The sequence below is a fragment of the Arthrobacter terricola genome (assembly GCF_004354015.1).
Lineage (GTDB): Bacteria > Actinomycetota > Actinomycetes > Actinomycetales > Micrococcaceae > Arthrobacter > Arthrobacter terricola.
Map to the genome: position 1 here is coordinate 19,724 of NZ_SMRU01000013.1, position 17,541 is coordinate 37,264.

16 protein-coding genes are annotated in these 17,541 nt (G+C 64.0%); 8 read left to right on the plus strand and 8 right to left on the minus strand.

Features of this window, described 5'->3' with window-relative positions; translation table 11 throughout:
- The first annotated feature begins 2 nt into the window (after positions 1-2).
- From E1809_RS12095 to E1809_RS12110, 4 genes are all read left to right on the plus strand, one after another.
- Positions 3-938 carry a phosphate/phosphite/phosphonate ABC transporter substrate-binding protein gene (locus tag E1809_RS12095; protein ID WP_133204486.1) on the plus strand — a complete coding sequence of 312 codons (936 nt, stop codon included), beginning with the start codon at positions 3-5 and terminating at the stop codon, positions 936-938.
- Positions 938-1,702 carry a phosphonate ABC transporter ATP-binding protein gene (locus E1809_RS12100; protein WP_133204487.1) on the plus strand — a complete coding sequence of 255 codons (765 nt, stop codon included), beginning with the start codon at positions 938-940 and terminating at the stop codon, positions 1,700-1,702. Before E1809_RS12095 ends, E1809_RS12100 begins: the two co-directional genes overlap by 1 nt.
- Complete coding sequence (gene phnE, locus E1809_RS12105) at positions 1,699-2,520, plus strand: phosphonate ABC transporter, permease protein PhnE (RefSeq protein WP_133204488.1); 822 nt, start codon at positions 1,699-1,701, stop codon at positions 2,518-2,520. The genes E1809_RS12100 and phnE overlap by 4 nt, the downstream gene beginning before the upstream one ends.
- Before the next feature lie 125 nt (positions 2,521-2,645).
- Complete coding sequence (locus tag E1809_RS12110; RefSeq protein ID WP_133204591.1) at positions 2,646-3,755, plus strand: FAD-dependent oxidoreductase; 1,110 nt, start codon at positions 2,646-2,648, stop codon at positions 3,753-3,755.
- A gap of 116 nt (positions 3,756-3,871) precedes the next feature.
- Here E1809_RS12110 and E1809_RS12115 read toward each other — a convergent pair whose 3' ends face one another.
- A complete protein-coding gene (locus tag E1809_RS12115; protein ID WP_133204489.1) occupies positions 3,872-6,091 on the minus strand; it encodes an NADP-dependent isocitrate dehydrogenase in 2,220 nt (739 codons plus the stop codon).
- Between the two features lie 208 nt (positions 6,092-6,299).
- On the opposite strand from E1809_RS12115, the gene E1809_RS12120 reads away from it, so the two are divergent.
- The gene (locus E1809_RS12120; protein ID WP_133204490.1) at positions 6,300-7,286 is read left to right on the plus strand and encodes a trypsin-like serine peptidase; all 987 of its coding nucleotides are present in this window, start codon (positions 6,300-6,302) and stop codon (positions 7,284-7,286) included.
- 180 nt (positions 7,287-7,466) lie between these two features.
- Here E1809_RS12120 and purH read toward each other — a convergent pair whose 3' ends face one another.
- On the minus strand, positions 7,467-9,137 hold the full coding sequence (gene purH, locus E1809_RS12125; RefSeq protein WP_133204491.1) for a bifunctional phosphoribosylaminoimidazolecarboxamide formyltransferase/IMP cyclohydrolase: 1,671 nt from the start codon (positions 9,135-9,137) through the stop codon (positions 7,467-7,469).
- Between the two features lie 131 nt (positions 9,138-9,268).
- Here purH and E1809_RS12130 point away from each other — a divergent pair, with 131 nt between their 5' ends.
- Together E1809_RS12130 and murQ are read left to right on the plus strand one after the other, a co-directional pair.
- A complete protein-coding gene (locus E1809_RS12130) occupies positions 9,269-10,195 on the plus strand; it encodes an N-acetylglucosamine kinase (protein WP_133204492.1) in 927 nt (308 codons plus the stop codon).
- A complete protein-coding gene (gene murQ / locus E1809_RS12135) occupies positions 10,179-11,144 on the plus strand; it encodes an N-acetylmuramic acid 6-phosphate etherase (RefSeq protein WP_133204493.1) in 966 nt (321 codons plus the stop codon). The genes E1809_RS12130 and murQ overlap by 17 nt, the downstream gene beginning before the upstream one ends.
- 38 nt (positions 11,145-11,182) lie before the next feature.
- Here the strand turns inward: murQ and purN are convergent, their stop codons facing one another.
- On the minus strand, positions 11,183-11,755 hold the full coding sequence (gene purN, locus E1809_RS12140; protein ID WP_133204494.1) for a phosphoribosylglycinamide formyltransferase: 573 nt from the start codon (positions 11,753-11,755) through the stop codon (positions 11,183-11,185).
- A gap of 38 nt (positions 11,756-11,793) precedes the next feature.
- Here purN and E1809_RS12145 point away from each other — a divergent pair, with 38 nt between their 5' ends.
- Entirely contained in the window at positions 11,794-12,216 is a 423-nt protein-coding gene (locus E1809_RS12145) for a hypothetical protein (RefSeq protein WP_235835564.1), read from the plus strand.
- A 26-nt stretch (positions 12,217-12,242) separates the two neighbouring features.
- Here E1809_RS12145 and E1809_RS12150 read toward each other — a convergent pair whose 3' ends face one another.
- The 5 genes from E1809_RS12150 to E1809_RS12170 all read right to left on the minus strand — a co-directional run bounded on the left by E1809_RS12150 (position 12,243) and on the right by E1809_RS12170 (position 17,512).
- A complete protein-coding gene (locus tag E1809_RS12150) occupies positions 12,243-13,574 on the minus strand; it encodes a cell division protein PerM (protein ID WP_133204496.1) in 1,332 nt (443 codons plus the stop codon).
- Between the two features lie 327 nt (positions 13,575-13,901).
- Entirely contained in the window at positions 13,902-14,645 is a 744-nt protein-coding gene (locus tag E1809_RS12155; protein ID WP_133204497.1) for a maleylpyruvate isomerase family mycothiol-dependent enzyme, read from the minus strand.
- On the minus strand, positions 14,645-15,481 hold the full coding sequence (locus tag E1809_RS12160) for a fumarylacetoacetate hydrolase family protein (RefSeq protein WP_133204498.1): 837 nt from the start codon (positions 15,479-15,481) through the stop codon (positions 14,645-14,647). The genes E1809_RS12155 and E1809_RS12160 overlap by 1 nt, the downstream gene beginning before the upstream one ends.
- The gene (locus tag E1809_RS12165; protein ID WP_133204499.1) at positions 15,478-16,608 is read right to left on the minus strand and encodes a cupin domain-containing protein; all 1,131 of its coding nucleotides are present in this window, start codon (positions 16,606-16,608) and stop codon (positions 15,478-15,480) included. Before E1809_RS12165 ends, E1809_RS12160 begins: the two co-directional genes overlap by 4 nt.
- Before the next feature lie 106 nt (positions 16,609-16,714).
- The gene (locus E1809_RS12170) at positions 16,715-17,512 is read right to left on the minus strand and encodes an IclR family transcriptional regulator (RefSeq protein ID WP_133204500.1); all 798 of its coding nucleotides are present in this window, start codon (positions 17,510-17,512) and stop codon (positions 16,715-16,717) included.
- Positions 17,513-17,541 lie beyond the last annotated feature (29 nt).

A 17,541-nucleotide genomic window follows, 5' to 3' on the forward strand; every position in this document is an offset into this window, starting at 1 on the left:
CCATGAAAAAGTCATTCTTCACGTCATCCGCGCTTGCACTCGTCGCAGCACTCGCCCTCTCCGCGTGCGGAGGAACCGCCAACTCCGCAGGGACACCAGCGGGAAGCGCAAGTTCCGGCATCAACGCAAACTGCCCTGGCGGCGAAATCAAGTTCGGCATCGAGCCGTACGAGGACCCTGCCAAGCTCACCCCCGCCTATGATGTCCTCGCGACGGCGCTATCCAAGAAGCTCAACTGCCCGGTCAAGGTCCAAGTGGTTGAAGACTACTCAGCGGAAGTCCTAGCAATGAGGAACGGGAAGCTCGACTTGGGCGAGTTCGGTCCCCTCGGCTTCGTCTTCGCGAGCCAGAAAGCCGGGGCCGAACCGCTTGTCTCCTTCGCCACGTCCGACAAGAAGCTGAGCAGTTACTCCGCCGGCATCTGGGTGGCAAAGGACAGCCCGCTCAAAACGATCGCCGACCTCAAAGGCAAGTCCTTGGCACTCGGCAGCGTTGGTTCGACATCCGGCGATGTCCTGCCCCGATTCGGGCTGCGGGGAGTGGGCATTGCCGACGCCGACCTCAAGATGGACTACACAGGCGGACATCCCGAGGCTTTGCTTGCACTCAAGAACGGGAAAGTGGACGCTGCGGAAATCAACACGCAGACCCTTGCCACCGCCACCGGGGCCGGAACCTTCAACCCATCCGATTACCGTCGTATCTGGACCTCGGCCCCGATCCCCAACGACCCCATTACTGTCAGGCCCGACGCCGACCCCGCTTTCAAGAAGGCCGTCAAGGACGCATTCCTCACCCTCGATCCGGCAGACATCGCCAAAGTAGGTGCCTTCCTCGACGTAACTCCCCCGGGTCCGATGATCGCAGTCAGCAAAGACGACTACCAACCGCTCTTCGACCTCGCCAAAACCATGAACCTGACGGAAAAGAACCTCTGATGGACCCCGCGTTGCTCTCCGTACGAGGCCTGCGCAAATCCTTTGGAAACCGCCCCGTGCTCAACAACGTGGGCTTCGATGTCCGCGCCGGGGAACTCGTGGCATTCCTCGGCGCCAACGGCTCGGGAAAATCCACCACGCTGCGTTGCGTCATGGGAATCGCCCAGCCCGATGCCGGAGTGGTTGCGGTCGACGGCGACGATCTCGCCAAGCTGCCGTGGCGCCAGTTGCAGGAGGCCCGGCGGCGCACAGCGATGATCTTCCAGAAGATCCATCTGGTCCCGCGCCGCACAGCCTTGGACAATGTCTGTGCAGGGGCCTTGGCCCGGATACCCACTGGCCGCTCGCTCTCACCGCTGTTTTTCCCGCGTTCCATACAACTTGAAGCGCTCGACTGCCTCGACCGGGTAGGACTGGCCGATCGCGCCTTCGAGCGTGTCGGCCGCCTGTCCGGAGGCCAGCAACAGCGAGTCGCTGTGGCTCGAGCCCTCTGCCAGCGAGCAGATGTTGTGCTCGCCGACGAGCCCGTATCCGCACTCGATCCCCATGCCGCCGACCAGGTCATGGCGCTCCTCCATCACCTCGCACACGTCGAAAAACTAGCCGTCGCCGCCGTCCTGCACCAACCGGATCTTGCCTTGCGGCACGCCGACCGGTGCATCGGTCTGCTTCACGGCACCATGGCCTTCGACCTGCCGTCGTCCGACGTTGGTCCGGTGCACCTCGACGCCCTCTATGCGCCGGACAGGGTGGCGGCAGCGTGAGCGAGGAAACAATCGTCCGCGGACAACTTCCAGTCCGCCCGAAGCAACCGCTGCGATGGATCACGACGGCGGCCGGCGTCGCCGCCGTCGTCGTCCTCCATGCGCTTGCCATCCAGGGAACGGGCTTTGAACCCGGACTGTTGGTGGACGGTTGGAAGGGTATGGCCTCGTTCGTGGCCGATGCCTTTCCGCCGGACCTCAGTTGGGAGAAAACCATCCGGCCCGGACTCGACGCCACACTGGTGACCCTTTGGATCGGCCTTTTGGGAACCACCTTCTCGGTTCCGTTTGCCCTCTTGCTCGCCATCCTTGCCGCCCGGACCACCACGCCGCATCACCTTGCGTATCAGGCGTCGCGGGCGGTGCTGTCCTTCTTCCGCGCCGTGCCGGACATCGTCTTCGCCTTGATATTCGTCACCGCAGTGGGACTCGGGCCCTTTGCCGGTGTCCTGGCCCTGATCTGCCACAACACCGGAGTCATGGGCAAACTGTGGGCGGAATCCATGGAGGAGTGCGATTCGGGTCCGCAGGAGGCGCTTCGCACCGCCGGAGCCAATCGTATCCAGCAAGTGGCCAATGCCACGCTCCCCATGGTGGTCCCCCAATTCGTTGGTTTGCTGCTCTACCGATTCGATGTGAACGTGCGTTCGTCCCTCGTCCTTGGCCTCGTGGGAGCCGGAGGCATCGGATTGCTGATCAACCAATCCATCAAGTCATTCCGATTCGATGCCATGGTCACAGACATCCTCATCGTGCTCGTGCTGATTATCGCTGTCGACCAGTTGTCCGCGTGGGTCCGCAGGCGGTTGGCTGCGTAGGTGGGGAGGCCAGGCGCGTCCGGCGGCCATGCCACGAGACTGGCAGTCCAGCAGCACGCCTGACGGCAGAATAGAAGCTGCAGTGTGCTTCGATCGGAAGCCGCGGACGGGATAGGTGAATGGGAATGGATGTTGACGTCGTCGTTATCGGCGGAGGCGCAATGGGATCGGCCGCCGCGTGGCAGCTCTCCCTCAAGGGGAAGTCGGTCCGTCTCTTCGAGCAGTTCGACGAGGGACACCACCTCGGCGCTTCGCACGGCGCGACACGCAACTTCAACACGGCCTATCCCGAGGACGACTACCTCTCGCTCGTCAGTGAAGCGCGCAACCTTTGGGACGCACTCGCTGAAGAAACCGGGACAACGTTGCTGGATCTTGTCGGCCTGGCCAATCACGGAAACGTCGCCCGGCTCCGGGAGGTTCGGTCAGCCCACGAGCTGCGCGGCATCGACAGCTATTTTATCTCCGCGAAGGAAGCCCAAGACCGCTGGCAGGGCATGGCCTTCCGCGGCGATGTCCTGTTCGTGCCGGAAGCCGGCCGTGTCCGGGCCGCCGATGCGTTGAAGGCTTTGCGCGCCTCGGCCGAGGCACACGGCGCAAGGTTTGAATACTCGACGCCGGTCCGGGACATCCGCGTCCTCGGCGAGGACCGGGCCGTCGTCGTCACCGATACGCAAGAGGTCACGGCACAACGGGTGGTCATCACGGCCGGCGCGTGGACGAGCAAGCTCATCGGGGCACAGGTGCACCTTCCACGCCTGGTGGTCACCCAGGAGCAGCCCGCCCACTTCACGCCGATAGACGGCTCCCTGTCCTGGCCGAGCTTCAACCATGCACCGGATCCCGGTGAGCCCCGCGACGACTACTGGTACAGCCCGGTCTACGGGATGCTCACGCCGGGTGAGGGAATCAAGGCGGGTTGGCACGGCGTAGGGCCGGTGATGGACCCGGACGCCCGAACGTTTACAGCCGAGCCGGTCCAGTTCGAGGCCCTCCGGCAGTACGTTCGCGAATGGCTTCCCGGGGTGGACGCCGAATCCGCCGTGCCCATCAGCTGCACCTACACAACCACCGAAAACGAAGATTTCGTGCTCGACCGCTTTGGTCCGCTGGTGGTTGGCGCCGGCTTCTCCGGGCATGGATTCAAGTTCACGCCCGCCATCGGCCGGGTCCTTGCCGATCTCGCCGATGGCGTCGAAGCACCGCGCCGCTTCCTGGCCGCGGGTCGCAGCTAACGCCCACAGGCTTAACGAGAACCAGCCCGCAGCCTTTGCCTCCTTTCGGTGGCCAAGGCTGCGGGCTGGGTGGGTTTTAACCCACGTGGACTATCTCGATGAGCTAAGCCAGATGCTTAGCTGAGGGAGGCGACCACTTCATTGAGCTTTGCCGAAGGACGCATGACAGCTTCGGCCTTCGCTGCGTCGGGACGGTAGTAGCCTCCGAGGTCGACGGGCGAACCCTGGACTCCGAGGAGCTCAGCGACGATCGTTTCCTCGTTGGAGGCCAACGCTTCGGCAACCGCGGAGAACGAAGCTGCGAGCTCGGCGTCGTCGGACTGCTTTGCCAGTTCCTGGGCCCAGTACTTGGCCAGGTAGTAGTGGCTGCCGCGGTTGTCGATCTCGCCGACCCGACGCTTCGGGGACTTGTTGTCGAGCAGGAAGGTACCCGTCGCCCGATCAAGGGTGTCGGCGAGGACCTGGGCGCGAGCGTTGCCCGTGGTGGTGGCAAGATGTTCGAAGCTCACGGCCAAGGCCAGGAACTCACCGAGGCTGTCCCACCGCAGGTGGTTTTCCTGCAGCAACTGCTGGACATGCTTCGGAGCCGAACCACCTGCACCGGTCTCGAACAAGCCTCCGCCGTTGATCAGGGGAACAACGGAAAGCATCTTCGCGCTCGTGCCGAGTTCGAGGATCGGGAACAAGTCCGTGAGGTAGTCACGCAGCACGTTTCCGGTAACGGAGATGGTGTCTTCGCCCTTGCGGATGCGCTCCAAGGTGAATGCGGTGGCCTTCGCCGGGGACATGATTTCGATCTGCAGGCCCTCGGTGTCGTGGTCCTTCAGGTATTCCTTGACCTTCGCGATCAGCTGGGCGTCGTGGGCGCGGCTTTCATCGAGCCAGAAGACGGCGGGCGTCTTCGATGCGCGGGCGCGGGTAACGGCCAGCTTGACCCAGTCGCGGATCGGCACGTCCTTGGTCTGGCAGGCGCGCCAGATGTCACCGGGAGAAACCTGGTGCTCAAGGAGCACGGTTCCGGAGGAGTCGACTACCTGGATGGTGCCGTCGTACTCAACTTCGAACGTCTTGTTGTGGCTGCCGTATTCTTCTGCTGCCTGTGCCATCAAGCCAACGTTCGGAACAGTACCCATGGTGGTGGGATCGAAAGCTCCGTGCTTGCGGCAGTCTTCAATGACCACTTGGTAAACGTCGGCGTAGCAGCTGTCCGGAATGACCGCGAGGGTGTCCGCTTCCTTTCCATCCGGTCCCCACATGTGGCCGGAGCTGCGGATCATCGCCGGCATCGAAGCGTCCACGATGATGTCGCTCGGGACATGCAGGTTGGTGATGCCCTTGTCCGAATCGACCATGGCGAGTGCCGGGCCTTCTTCCAGGCCCTTCTTGATGGCGGTGCGGATGCCTTCGCGAACATCTTCCGGCAGTTCGTCAAGGCCGTTGAGGATGGAGGCGAGGCCGTTGTTGGGACTGAGGCCAGCCGCCGCGATCTGCTTGCCGTATGTGTCGAAAAGCTCGGAGAAGTACGCCTTGACGACGTGGCCGAAGATGATGGGGTCGGAGACCTTCATCATGGTGGCCTTCAGGTGCGCGGAAAACAGCACTCCTTCTTCCTTGGCACGGACCACCTGGGCAGCGAGGAACTCGTCGAGGGCGGCGGCGCGCAGCACAGTGCCGTCCACCACTTCGCCGGCGAGGACGGGGAAGGCAGGCTTAAGGACCTTGACCGTGCCGTCTTCGCGGACGATCTGGATCTTGACGGTGTCATCGGCGGGGATGACCACGGACTTCTCGTTCGAACGGAAGTCGTCCGCCGTCATGTGGGCAACGTTGGTTTTGGAGTCGGCGCTCCAGGCTCCCATGGAGTGCGGGTTCTGGCGGGCGTAGTTCTTTACCGACAGCGGTGCACGGCGGTCCGAGTTGCCTTCACGCAGGACCGGGTTCACAGCCGAACCCTTGACCTTGTCATAACGGGAGCGGATATCCGTCTCCTCGTCCGAAGCCGGGTTGTCCGGGTAGTCCGGGAGGGCGTAACCCTTGCCCTGGAGCTCGGCGATCGCTGCCTTCAGCTGCGGGACGGAAGCGCTGATGTTGGGAAGCTTGATGATGTTCGCTTCAGGCTTCTTTGCCAATTCGCCAAGTTCGGCCAGGGCGTCGCTGATCCGCTGTTCTTCAGTCAGGTAGTCGCCGAAGACAGCAATGATGCGGCCGGCCAGCGAAATATCGCGAGTTTCAACCTCCACACCTGCAGTCGAGGCGAAAGCTTCCACAATAGGCAGGAACGAGTACGTAGCCAGCATCGGCGCTTCGTCAGTGTGGGTATAGATAATCTTTGCCATTGGCGGGGCATCTCCCTGAAAGTCAGCAGATTTCAACATCTCTAACTTACCTGAGGGCGCCGGATTGACGCCTACCGCGACTGCAATGCCCCGACCATCCGCCAATTCGACAACCGCGCCTTATGTACCAACACACCGAATCGGAGTAGGTTCAATGCGTCAAACTGTGGCCGACAACACATGGCCCCAAGCGATTGGCAGGACAATCATGACAAAGAAATCATTCCCCATCACCGGTCTCCTGAGCCTCATCACCTTCGCTGTTCTGACCCTCGGCGCCGCTGGCGGGGCGTACGCCGCGCCTGTTGGATCAGCTTCGAGCTTCGCGGCGCCTGGGACGCTGCAGCTCGTCAGTTCGTCACTTAGTGGTGACGCCTCCACGTATTGGACCCCCGAACGGATGCGCGCGGCAATTTCCGGCGACGTCCTCGCGGGGCCCGCACTCGCCCGCGGCGCCCTAAGCAGCGCCAGCACCGCCGTCGAAACCGGTCCGCCGGAGAAGATCGCGGGCACATCCAAGGGAGGCGGTACGAGCCTGCACCAGAATGAAGACCCGATCGACCACGTCGGCAAAGTCTTCTTCTCGATGGGTGCTTTTAACTACGTATGTTCCGGAAACGCCGTGGTGTCGGACAACGACAGCACTGTTGCCACCGCCGGCCACTGTGTCAATGAAGGCCCGGGAGCTTTCGTCCGGAATTTCGTCTTCGTCCCGGCTTACCTCAACGGCACCGCTCCATACGGTATCTGGCCCGCAAAGGCCCTTTACACCACTAAGCAGTGGAGCACCGCCGGCGATATCCGCTACGACACTGGCTTCGCCGTCACGGCGACCATCAACGGCCAGCACCTGGCCGACGTCGTAGGCGCTTCCGGGGTTGAATTCAACATGGACCGCGGTCTGACTTACAAAGCGTACGGATACCCGGCCGCCCCGCCGTTCGACGGCCAATCGCTCAAAAGCTGTTCAGGTGATGCCACCAAAGATGCCATCAATCCGCAATTCAAGGCTCAGGGCATTCCCTGCGACATGACCGGCGGATCGTCCGGCGGACCGTGGATGGTCAACTCCGACGATGACTGCTACCAGAACTCCATCACAAGCTACGGCTACACCGGCGGACCTCCAGTGATCTACGGCCCTTACTGGGGCTCAGTCATCCGGGAAGCCTACAAGGCAGCATCGGAGTCCTGAGCTGGCTCGGCACTTCGCCCCCAAGGAGCATGCTCAGCGCTAAGGATGGACACTGGACATGCTCAGCGCTGGCTGTCAGCAGCGGACATATTCCGAATATGTCCTTTGCTGACAACGAAAAACGGACATGTCCCCTCGGGAAGAGGGGACATGTCCATCTTTTGCTAGAGCGAATACCGCCTAGTGGAAGAAGTGGCGTGAGCCCGTGAAGTACATGGTGATTCCTGCAGCGTTTGCCGCAGCGATCACTTCCTCGTCACGGACCGAACCGCCCGGCTGAACCACGGCTCGGACCCCGGCGTCGATCAGGATCTGCAGGCCATCGGCGAACGGGAAGAACGCGTCGGAAGCTGCCACGGCACCGCGGGCACGCTCGGGGGCGCCACTCGCGTCGGCGTTGGACGCACCGCCGGCGCCATCGACGTCGGACTCCACCTGAACGCCCAAAGTGTTGGCGCGCTCAACGGCCAACTTGCACGAATCCAGGCGGTTGACCTGGCCCATGCCGATGCCCACCGCTGCGCCGTTGTTGGCGAGGAGGATGGCGTTGGACTTGGCAGCGCGGCATGCGGTCCACGCGAAAGCGAGGTCGGCCAGCGTTGCATCGTCTGCGGCTTCGCCGGCTGCGAGCGTCCAGTTGGCGGGGTTGTCGCCGTCGGCGTTCACTTTGTCCGATTCCTGGACCAGCACGCCGCCCGAAACCTGGCGGATCTCCGTCGGGTAGCGGCCGTAGCCGTCCGGGAGGGCGAGGAGGCGGATGTTCTTCTTCTTGGAAAGGATCTCGACGGCCTCGGGTTCGAAGCCCGGAGCGATGACCACCTCGGTAAAGATTCCGGCCACAGTCTGCGCCATTCCAGCCGTGACAATGCTGTTCGCCGCGATCACGCCGCCGAAAGCCGACACGGGATCGCAGGCGTGCGCCTTGGCATGGGCGTCGGCGATGGGATCGGCGGCGTCGGCGGAACCGACAGCAACGCCGCAGGGGTTGGCGTGCTTGATGATGGCGACCGCGGGCTCCGAGAAGTCGAACGCTGCGCGCAAGGCGGCATCGGCGTCGACGAAGTTGTTGTAGCTCATGGCCTTGCCGTGCAACTGGTCGGCCTGGGCGATGCCTGCAGGCGCAGCCTTGTCCACGTACAGGGCCGCCTGCTGGTGCGGGTTTTCGCCATAACGCAGGACCTCGGAGCGTTCCAGTGCCAAGCCGGCATACGCGGGCCAGTCAATGACGCCGTCGCCGTCTTCGTCGAGGAACTGGCTCGCGGTCCAGGTGGCAACCGCAGTGTCGTAGCTCGCGGTGTGGGCGAAAGCCTTCGCGGCGAGGCGGCGACGCGTCTTCAGGTCGAAACCGCCGGCAGCTGCCGCCTCAACGACTGCCCCGTAGAAGTTCGGGTCCACCACAATCGCGACGGCGGCGTGGTTCTTCGCGGCCGACCGCACCATCGCGGGGCCTCCAATATCGATCTGCTCGACGACGTCGTCCTGCTCCGCGCCGGAGCGGACGGTCTCGACGAACGGGTAGAGGTTGACCACGACGAGGTCGAAAGGCTCGATCTCCATTTTGGCCAAGGTCTCCATGTGTGCCGGCACGCGGCGGTCAGCCAGGATGCCGCCGTGAACGCGCGGGTGCAGCGTCTTCACGCGGCCGTCGAGCATCTCCGGGGAACCAGTGACTTCTTCGACTTCCTTGACCGGGATACCAGCGGCGGCGATCTTCTTCGCCGTGGAACCGGTGGACACGATCGCGACTCCTGCGGCATGCAGGCCCTTCGCGAGCTCCTCCAGCCCCGTCTTGTCGTAAACCGAGATCAGTGCACGGCGGATGGGAACACGGTCAAGCTGCGTCAAGCTCACAAAAGTCTCCGTCTTATATCGCGGGAATGCGCGGTTGCTGGGGATACGGCCAAGTTTATCTTGTTGTGGTCCCCTTCGTTTTTTGCGACCGGTTTCCGGACATCCTGACGCCCACGACATAGGGTGGGGCCATGGATTCCCGAGACGCAATCTTGGTGGCAGACATCGGCAAAAGCCGCTGCCGCGTGGAACTGCGACAGGGCGGCACAGTCCTGGGGTCCGCGGACCACCACGGTTTTCCGGGCCTTGGCACGGACGACGGGGCGCACGTAGCGTTCGAACTCCTCGTCGAAACGGTCGCGATGCTTCCTTCTGGCCTTCCCGAAACTTCGCTGCGCGGAATCGGTGCCGCCGTGGCAGGCGTGGAGGCTTCCGCGGCGCAGTCGCGGGAGCTCGCCGTCGTACTCGCCGATCGGTTCGGAGCACCTGCCGCCGTCCTGTCCGACGCCACGGCCGCGCAGCTTGGCGCCTGGAACGGAGAACCCGGAACCGTGTTGATCGTGGGCACGGGAGCCGTCGCCTTCCGTTTCGACGACGCCGGGACCCTCCACCGCGCCGATGGCTGGGGACCGCTGTTGGGCGACCTCGGCAGCGGACGGTGGATCGGCCAGGCCGCCCTGCAGGCGGCACTTCACGCGTACGACGGCGGCCCGGCCACTTCGCTGCTCACGGCGGCTTCCGCGCTGGCTGGTTCGGCGGCCCAACTTCCAGCGTGGCTAGCGGGATCCGACAACCCCTCGCGGTCAATGGGCCGATTCACGCCCGTGGTGCTCCAGGAAGCGGAGGCGGGTGACGCCGTCGCGCGTTCCATCCTGGCGGAAGCGTGCGCCCTCCTGGTCCGCACGGTTTCCCTCGCGTGCGGAGGGACCCGCCACGTTGCACTGCTCGGAGGAGTGGTGAAATCAGAGTTCTTCGCGCGGCTCTTGCAGAACGCCCTCGCTTCGGCTGGGATTGAGGTGGTTGCGGCGCTCGGCGACGGAATGGACGGGGCCGCCCTCGCAGCGGACCGCCGCGGGCTCCTTCAGGAAAGGTACATCCACCGTGACCGAACAATCTGACGCAACCCAGGTTCCTTCTTCCAGCGGTGACAGGCTCGGGGACCTGCGCTCCGAACTCGCGGGCCTACAAACCGAAATGGCTTCGCCGGCGCTCAGTGAACTGGACACGATGGGCACGTCCGAGCTCGTCGCCGCCATGAATGAGCAGAACCGCGGTGTTCCCGACGCCGTGGAACAAGCAAGCGGGCAGATCGCCGCGGTGGTCGACGCCGTCGCGGAGCGCCTCGCGCGAGGTGGCCGTTTGCTCTACGTGGGAGCCGGGACGGCCGGACGGCTCGGCGTCCTCGACGCGAGCGAATGCCCGCCCACGTTCGGTACTCCCCCGGGCCTGGTTGTCGCGATCATTGCCGGTGGTCCCCAAGCCATCCAGAAACCGGTGGAATACGCCGAGGACAATGCGACGGCCGGGGCCAGGGACCTGCACGATATCGAAGTCACGGAAGCGGACGCCGTCGTCGGGATTTCGGCGTCAGGACGGACACCCTACGTGATCGGTGCCCTCGAGGAAGCCCGCAGCCGGGGAGCGTTCACCGCTTCACTGGCCTGCAACCACGATTCGCCGATCAGCAAGTTGGCCGACGTCGCGATCGACGTCGTGGTCGGACCCGAATTCGTAGCGGGCTCGACGAGGCTCAAAGCGGGAACCGCCCAAAAACTCGTCCTCAACATGATCAGCACCCTCACGATGGTCAAGCTTGGGAAGACCTACGGAAACCTCATGGTGGACCTGCGCGCCACCAACAACAAACTCCTCGCGCGAGCCCAACGGACTGTCCAACATGCCACGGGCGTCGACGCCAATACGGCCATCCGAGCCTTGGATTCCGTGGGCGGCTCGGTCAAGGCGGCCATCCTGGTGGTGCTGACCGGTGTTGAACCAGGGCAAGCCAAGAGCGCCCTGGAGGATGCCGGCGGGTTCTTGCGAAAGGCAATCGAGGCCCGCGGGTAGCTCAGTTGAGAGGGCGGGTGTCTCGCGCGATCAGGAACCTAAACGCGCTTTCCCGCTGCCAGCTCAGCCAGAGTCCGGACCAAGAGCCTGCGCTCCACTACCTTGATGCGTTCGTGGAGGGTGTCTTCGGTGTCCTCCGGCAGGATCTCGACGGCTTCCTGGGCGATGATCGGCCCGGTGTCCACCCCGGCGTCCGCCCAGTGCACGGTGCATCCCGTGACCTTGACCCCGTAAGCCATGGCGTCGCGGACGCCGTGCGCGCCGGGGAAGGCCGGGAGCAAAGCGGGGTGGGTGTTGAGGTATTTGCCGTCGAATGCATCGATGAATTCCGGGCTCACAATCCGCATGAACCCGGATGAAACAACAACGTCCGGTTCATATCCGGCAACAGCCTTCGTGAGCGCAGAGTTCCAGTCGGCCCTGTCGCCATAGTCCTTGAAGTTCACTACGAAGGTATCCAGCCCGGCCTCGGCGGAGCGTTCGACGCCGTAGGTGCCGGGCCTGTCGGCGCCTACGGCGGCGATCTCGACGTCCAGTTCGCCTGCCTTCACGGCGTCGATGACTGCTTGGAGATTGGAACCGGTGCCGGAGACGAGGACAACAATGCGCATTGCACTAGCTTATGGGCGGCTCGCGTAGGCTGGAAAACATGAATTCAAGCGTTGGACCAAGCCCGCAGCACCATCAGCAAAGCGAGGCTGCCAAATCAGCGCTTGCGGTAACCCGGACCATTTTCCGGGCATTCCTTCTCTCGGTGCTTGGCTCGGTCTTCGTCTACCTTCTCAACATCAGCTACGTGTGGCTCAGCGCCATCCTCGCTGTCATCGCCGTGGTCCTGGGAATCGTGGTCCTCGTCCGTACGGTGCGCTTCAAGCAGTCGCGCCTCGTGCTGTTCGGCACCATCTCGGGCCTGGCAGTCACGGCCATCATGGGCCTGCTGATCCTGACGACTGCCTTCTTCTTCCGGGAAATCCAGACCTTCCAGGACTGCTCACGGGGTGCCCTGACGCTCCAGGCCCAGGACTCGTGCCTCGTGGACTTCCAAAACTCCGTCCCGTCCGAGCTGCGCTAGCCGCACGCGAAGGTGCGATGCGCCGCTTAGTTGCGGTCGCCGTCGTACGCGGGGACGTCAAGGTCCGCTTCGCGCAGCTTCTGGCGCCGCTCAAGCCAGGGACCCACGGAGTAACCAATCACGACGCCGATGCCGACTTCCGCGGCGACCCACACCGCCGTCCATAGAGGGTCGGGACCGATCTCGGTCAGGCGGCCGATACCGGCCGAACCCCGCGCCAGCCATGCGAACACGCCAGCCATCGCGCCTGCCGCCGCTCCGACGAGCGCTCCGAGGAACACCGTGGAAACGGGTGCCGTGAACCAGCGCGCCTTGATCTTGATGGAGAGCCATTCGTCGAAGTGGTTCTCGCCCTCGCGCAGGAACCACCAGCCCGCGAGCAAGCCCGCCATGACGGGCAGCGCGAGCGCCGCGGCGCCGAAATCGAGCTGGCCGGTGGGCAGTGCGCCAAAGACCGGGATGGCAGGCAAAGGCCCGACAGCGGTGCCGAGCGGCCCTGCGTGTGAACCGACGCCGAGGTAGAAGCCGGAACCGGACGCCCACGCCAAGGTGAATACAACCAGGTTAGGCAAGTACCCGAGCTGGGCGATCGTGAGGACTCCGCCCCCGAGCGCGCCGGCTTTCAGGCCCTCATAAACGGCGATGATGTCCGTCCAGTGCATCAGGAGGTCGACCGTGAGGAGTAGTGCCGAAAGCGTCAGGGCTGCCATGATGGCAACGAACCCGGCCTTGAGGGCGGAGCCGAAATAGGAGCCGGCCCAGCGGGAATGTTGACTCGTTCGCGCTAGCCAGTCCACAGCGTCGACGCCGATAAGCCGGCTCCAGGAGCCTGACTCCCGCCGGGCGCCAACCACCATGCCCAAGCAGAGAGGGATGAGGGGTATCAACGCGGCGAGCCACACATTGATAACCACGTCCTGGGTGCGGCAGATGAATCCGGTGGCCGCACCGAACGCAGCGTAAACCAGTCCGGCTCCGAAGAACGCCTGCCAGAGCTGATCGGAGTAAGAGGCGCGGGCGAGTCGACGGCCCGCGCGCCAGGCCAGGAGGAACGGCACCAGGGTCAAGCCGAGCGGAATGAGCGAAAGCACACCCGACCCGGGCAGTCCCGCCGTCCCGATATTGACTGTGGCAAGCTGCAGCGGAACACCGTTCACCAGCAGCCAGGTCTGTCCCGCCAAGCGAGCCAGGAAATCGATGCTGCGGTTCTGGAATCCGTCCGTGGCCCAGACACCCAGGAGGGGCAGGATCACCACGAGCGAGGAAATGAAGGCGGCTTGGGCCGATTCGAGTGCGCCTTGGAGCCACAAAGGCATCGGCAGGCCACGGTTTCCGGTCTGATCAGCACGCAGTTTCATCGCCTTCTATCGTGCCACGGCGCAACCCTCTCCCTCGGGAGGCGCCCGAGGGAGCCGCCAACCGGAGCTCACGTCCTGCGATCCGTCGTCCAGCGATCCCGGCGCGCTTTTTGCACGGGTCAGCCGTAAAATTAGAGTGTTCGCAGTAGACGCATGCAGGTCGTGGAGGGGCCCGGATCGAGTTAGTCCCGGGATTACAGGAGCCGCCGATGAGTAGGATCTACAGCTAAACCTGAATAGTCAGAAAAGCGGTTGGTGCAGTTCTATCGGTGATGAAGCCCGGAGCTGCGCCAACCATCTTTTTGCGCTCAACAAGCGCCGCAACAATCAGATCCAGGCAGGTGGCGACGGTACCGGCTCGCGGCGCCCGGCCTCGCTCGCGGTCACTCCGCTGTTCCCGCGCCCTGTGGCCCACTCAACAACGTCGGGAAGCGGACCAGCGACCACAACTGCGGCGTCCGGATCTCCGAAAGCGAGTTCCGTACCGGAAACTGTGACGAGCAGGCCGGCATCCGTTCCGCGCGCCTGCCAAGCACCCGTAATGTCCTTCAGCAACCGCTCGAGAACCGGGGTGGGTATGTCGGCAAAGGTTGCGCCGTTGGCGAGGTCGACGGCGTGTACCCAGACTTCGCGGGAACGCATCCAGGCAGTTTCCGACGCCGGCACTTCGCGCCCTTGGATGGTCCGGACGGTGTGCCGCCACGCGTCGTCGGGAAGATCCCGCCACTCCACGGACAGGTGCACGGCGGAGTGGTCGAAGAGGTTGCGCAGCGCGATAGGTGGCAGGGTTGCGCCGAACTCGATTTCCTCATCCCGCACCGCCACGGATGGATACATGGGGGTTTCAACTCCAGTGGCCGCCCATTCAATCAAACGGGCGAGGGCCCGGGCGTTGTAGCCGATGTGGGCCGCGACGTGGCGGCGGGTCCAGCCCGGCAGGAGGGACTCGCCGTCGAGCTCCGCGTCGGAGAGTTCGTTGAGCTTGCGGGCGAAGAAGGCTGTCCCACGCCGGGCCTGCAGGAGTTGTTCCTGCAGGCCCGGGTCGGTGGCGAGGTCGTGGCGGGCGACCATCAGGCTTCCTTGACCACGCGGTTCGTCAGCTGGCCCAGGCCTTCGATAGCGGTGACCAGGACCTGGCCTTCCTGAAGGTAGCGCTTGGGGTTTTGTGCGTGGCCCACACCGCCGGGAGTTCCGGTTGCAATGACGTCGCCTGGGTTCAGGGTGATGATCGTGGAAATGTAGGAGACCAGGAATTCCGGCGTGAACACGAGATCCCCTGTGGGAGTCTGCTGCTGGATCTCGCCGTCCACCGCGGACGACATGAGCGGGCCCACCGTGAACTCGTCCTTCGTGACAAGGGCCGGACCGAAGGGGGTGCTGTTTTCCCAGGTCTTGCCTTGCAGCCACTGGACGGTGCGGAATTGGTAGTCGCGCATGCTGATGTCGTTCAGGACCGCGTACCCTGCGATGTGGTCCACTGCGTCCGCCTCGCTAATGCGGCGCCCCTTCTTGCCGATCACGACGGCGAGCTCGGCTTCCCAGTCCACCGTGTCCGATTCCTGCGGCAGCGCGAGGTCATCGTTGGGACCGATCAGCGATTCCGAATACTTCGCGAACAGCGTGGGGTACTCCGGGATTTCCCGGCCCATTTCCTTGATGTGGTTGCGGTAGCTGTGCCCGACGCAGATGATCTTCCCCGGTGAGGGCACGACGGCGGCGAGGTCGGCGCCGTCGAGCGCGTGCGTTGCGCCGCTGGCCGCCGCAGCGGTGGTCTCCCAGGCGGGATCCTGCAGGAGGGCCCCGACATCGGCGAACCCGTCGATCTCCGTCAGGACGTCACCGTCCTGGCGCACCGCCACTGTACCTGGCTGTCCCTCGAGGGAGATGCGGAGGGTAAGGAGTTTCATTTGTTGCGTCCTTCGGTGTAGCTGCGGTTGAAGTTAAGGCGTTCGAAAATAGGGGCGTCGCTGAATCGGAAGAGGTCAAACTCGCTCTCGGCGTGCAGTGACCAGGCCGCCCACGACGGAACGACGAACAGGTCGCCCTTGGCCAGGGTGCGGGTCTCGCCGTTCAAGACGACGGTGCCGGTGCCTTCGAAAACCTGCCAGACACTGGAACCGACCTCACGGAGCGTCTCCGTGGAGGCCCCTGCACGAAGTCGATGGAACTCGGCACGGATGGTTGGCATCACGTCCCCGCCGGTGGTCGGGTTCGAGTAGCGGATGGCGGCGTGGCCCTGTGAGACGGTGGCCGGGTGCCCCTCGTCTTCGAGAAGAAGCTGCTCGCGCAGGGCAGCATCGGTGTGTTCCCAGCGGTACGCGGCGATCGGGGAATTCACGGTGTCCTGCAGCCCGGACAAGGGCCGAAGTCCCGGATGCGCCCAGAGCCGCTCGGAGCGGGAAATGTCCGGAGTGGCTTCGTCCGTGACGCGTTCCGTGCCGAATTCGAAGAATCCTGCGTCGGCGTAGTGGACGAACGGGATGTCCAGGCCGTCGATCCAGGCCATGGGCTGGTCGGTGTCGTTGTGGTGGCCGTGGAAATTCCATCCCGGAGTGAGCAGGAAGTCGCCGCGGCGCATCGCGACCGGATCACCGTTGACCACGGTCCAGACGCCTTCGCCTTCGACGACGAAGCGGAACGCGTTCTGCGAGTGACGGTGCTCCGGGGCCGTTTCATGGGCGCCGAGGTACTGGATCGCGGCCCACAGCGTCGGAGTGGCATACGGGGTACTGCCCAGCCCCGGGTTCGCCAGGGCGATCGCCCGCCGCTCGCCGCCCCGGCCCACAGGCACGAGGTCTCCGGCGCGTGCGGCCAAGGGATAGAGGTCGTTCCACCGCCAGACGTGGGGCACCGCCCTCGGGGAGGGAACCATCGGCATCAAGTCCGCGATTTCCGTCCACAGCGGGATCAGGTTTTCTTTGTCAAAGTCCCGGTACAGCTGCTCGAGTTGGGCTGCTTCTTCGGGCGTGGGCTCAGGAACGACGTGCCCCGCCGCAACTGAATGATGGGTTGTGTTATCGGCGCTGACGGACACAAGGCCCTCCTTGGGGAGTACGGACTGGTTTTGCGTACTCCAGACCCTAGGGACAGCGGGAAGTGATCTCCATTAATTTCTGCAGAACAGAATTAGGGTGCATGATTCAATCCGGCTCGGCCGGATTGGCGGCGATATCGATCTCGAGCTGACGTTGCGTTTCCCGCAAGATAGCCACGAGGCCGCCGTCGAACAGCTTGCGGAACCGTGCCACCGGCGTCGCAACGCTCAAAGCGCCGACGGCGACTCCGTGCCTGTTGTGCAAAGCCACGCCGAGCGCGCTGATTCCCTCCTCCGTGCCCTCGAAGTTCGCGGCGAATCCGTTGCTCCGGATGGTCTCCAGCTCGCGGAGGAAGGCCGGGTACTCGGCGTCGGGAATGTTGTCGCCGCCGATCTCGGCGTTGTGGCTGCGGAACAGCTGCTCGATCATGGCCGGCTCCAATTCTGCGAGCATCGCCTTGCCGCCTGAAGCCTTGTTGGCCGGAAGGACCGTTCCCTGCCGGTCCCCCACGCGCAAGGCACTGGTCCCCTCCACCGTCGCGAGGAACCGGACTTTGGTGCCGACACGGACCATGAGGTTGACGGTTTCGTTGATACGGCCGCTGAGGAGCTCCATGTGCGGTTGGGCCACAGAGCGAAGTTGCCGGCTCCAGCTGAGTCCGGCCGGCCCGACTCCCATCGCAGGCCCAGGCACGTAGCGGCGGGTCTCGTCCTGGACCGCGAACCCCCGGTACACCAGCATGGCCAGCAGCCGGTGGGCAGTGGACGGTGCAACATCCAGCTCGGCCGCGGCATCCTTGAGCCGCAAGCTGCCACCGTCCCGCAAGAGCTGGAGGAGGTGCAAGGCATTGTCCACTGCCTCGATGGAGTAAGCAGGCTTTTTACGCGCCGGAAGATTCTGCACAACAGAATTATATTGGGAACAGGAAGCGA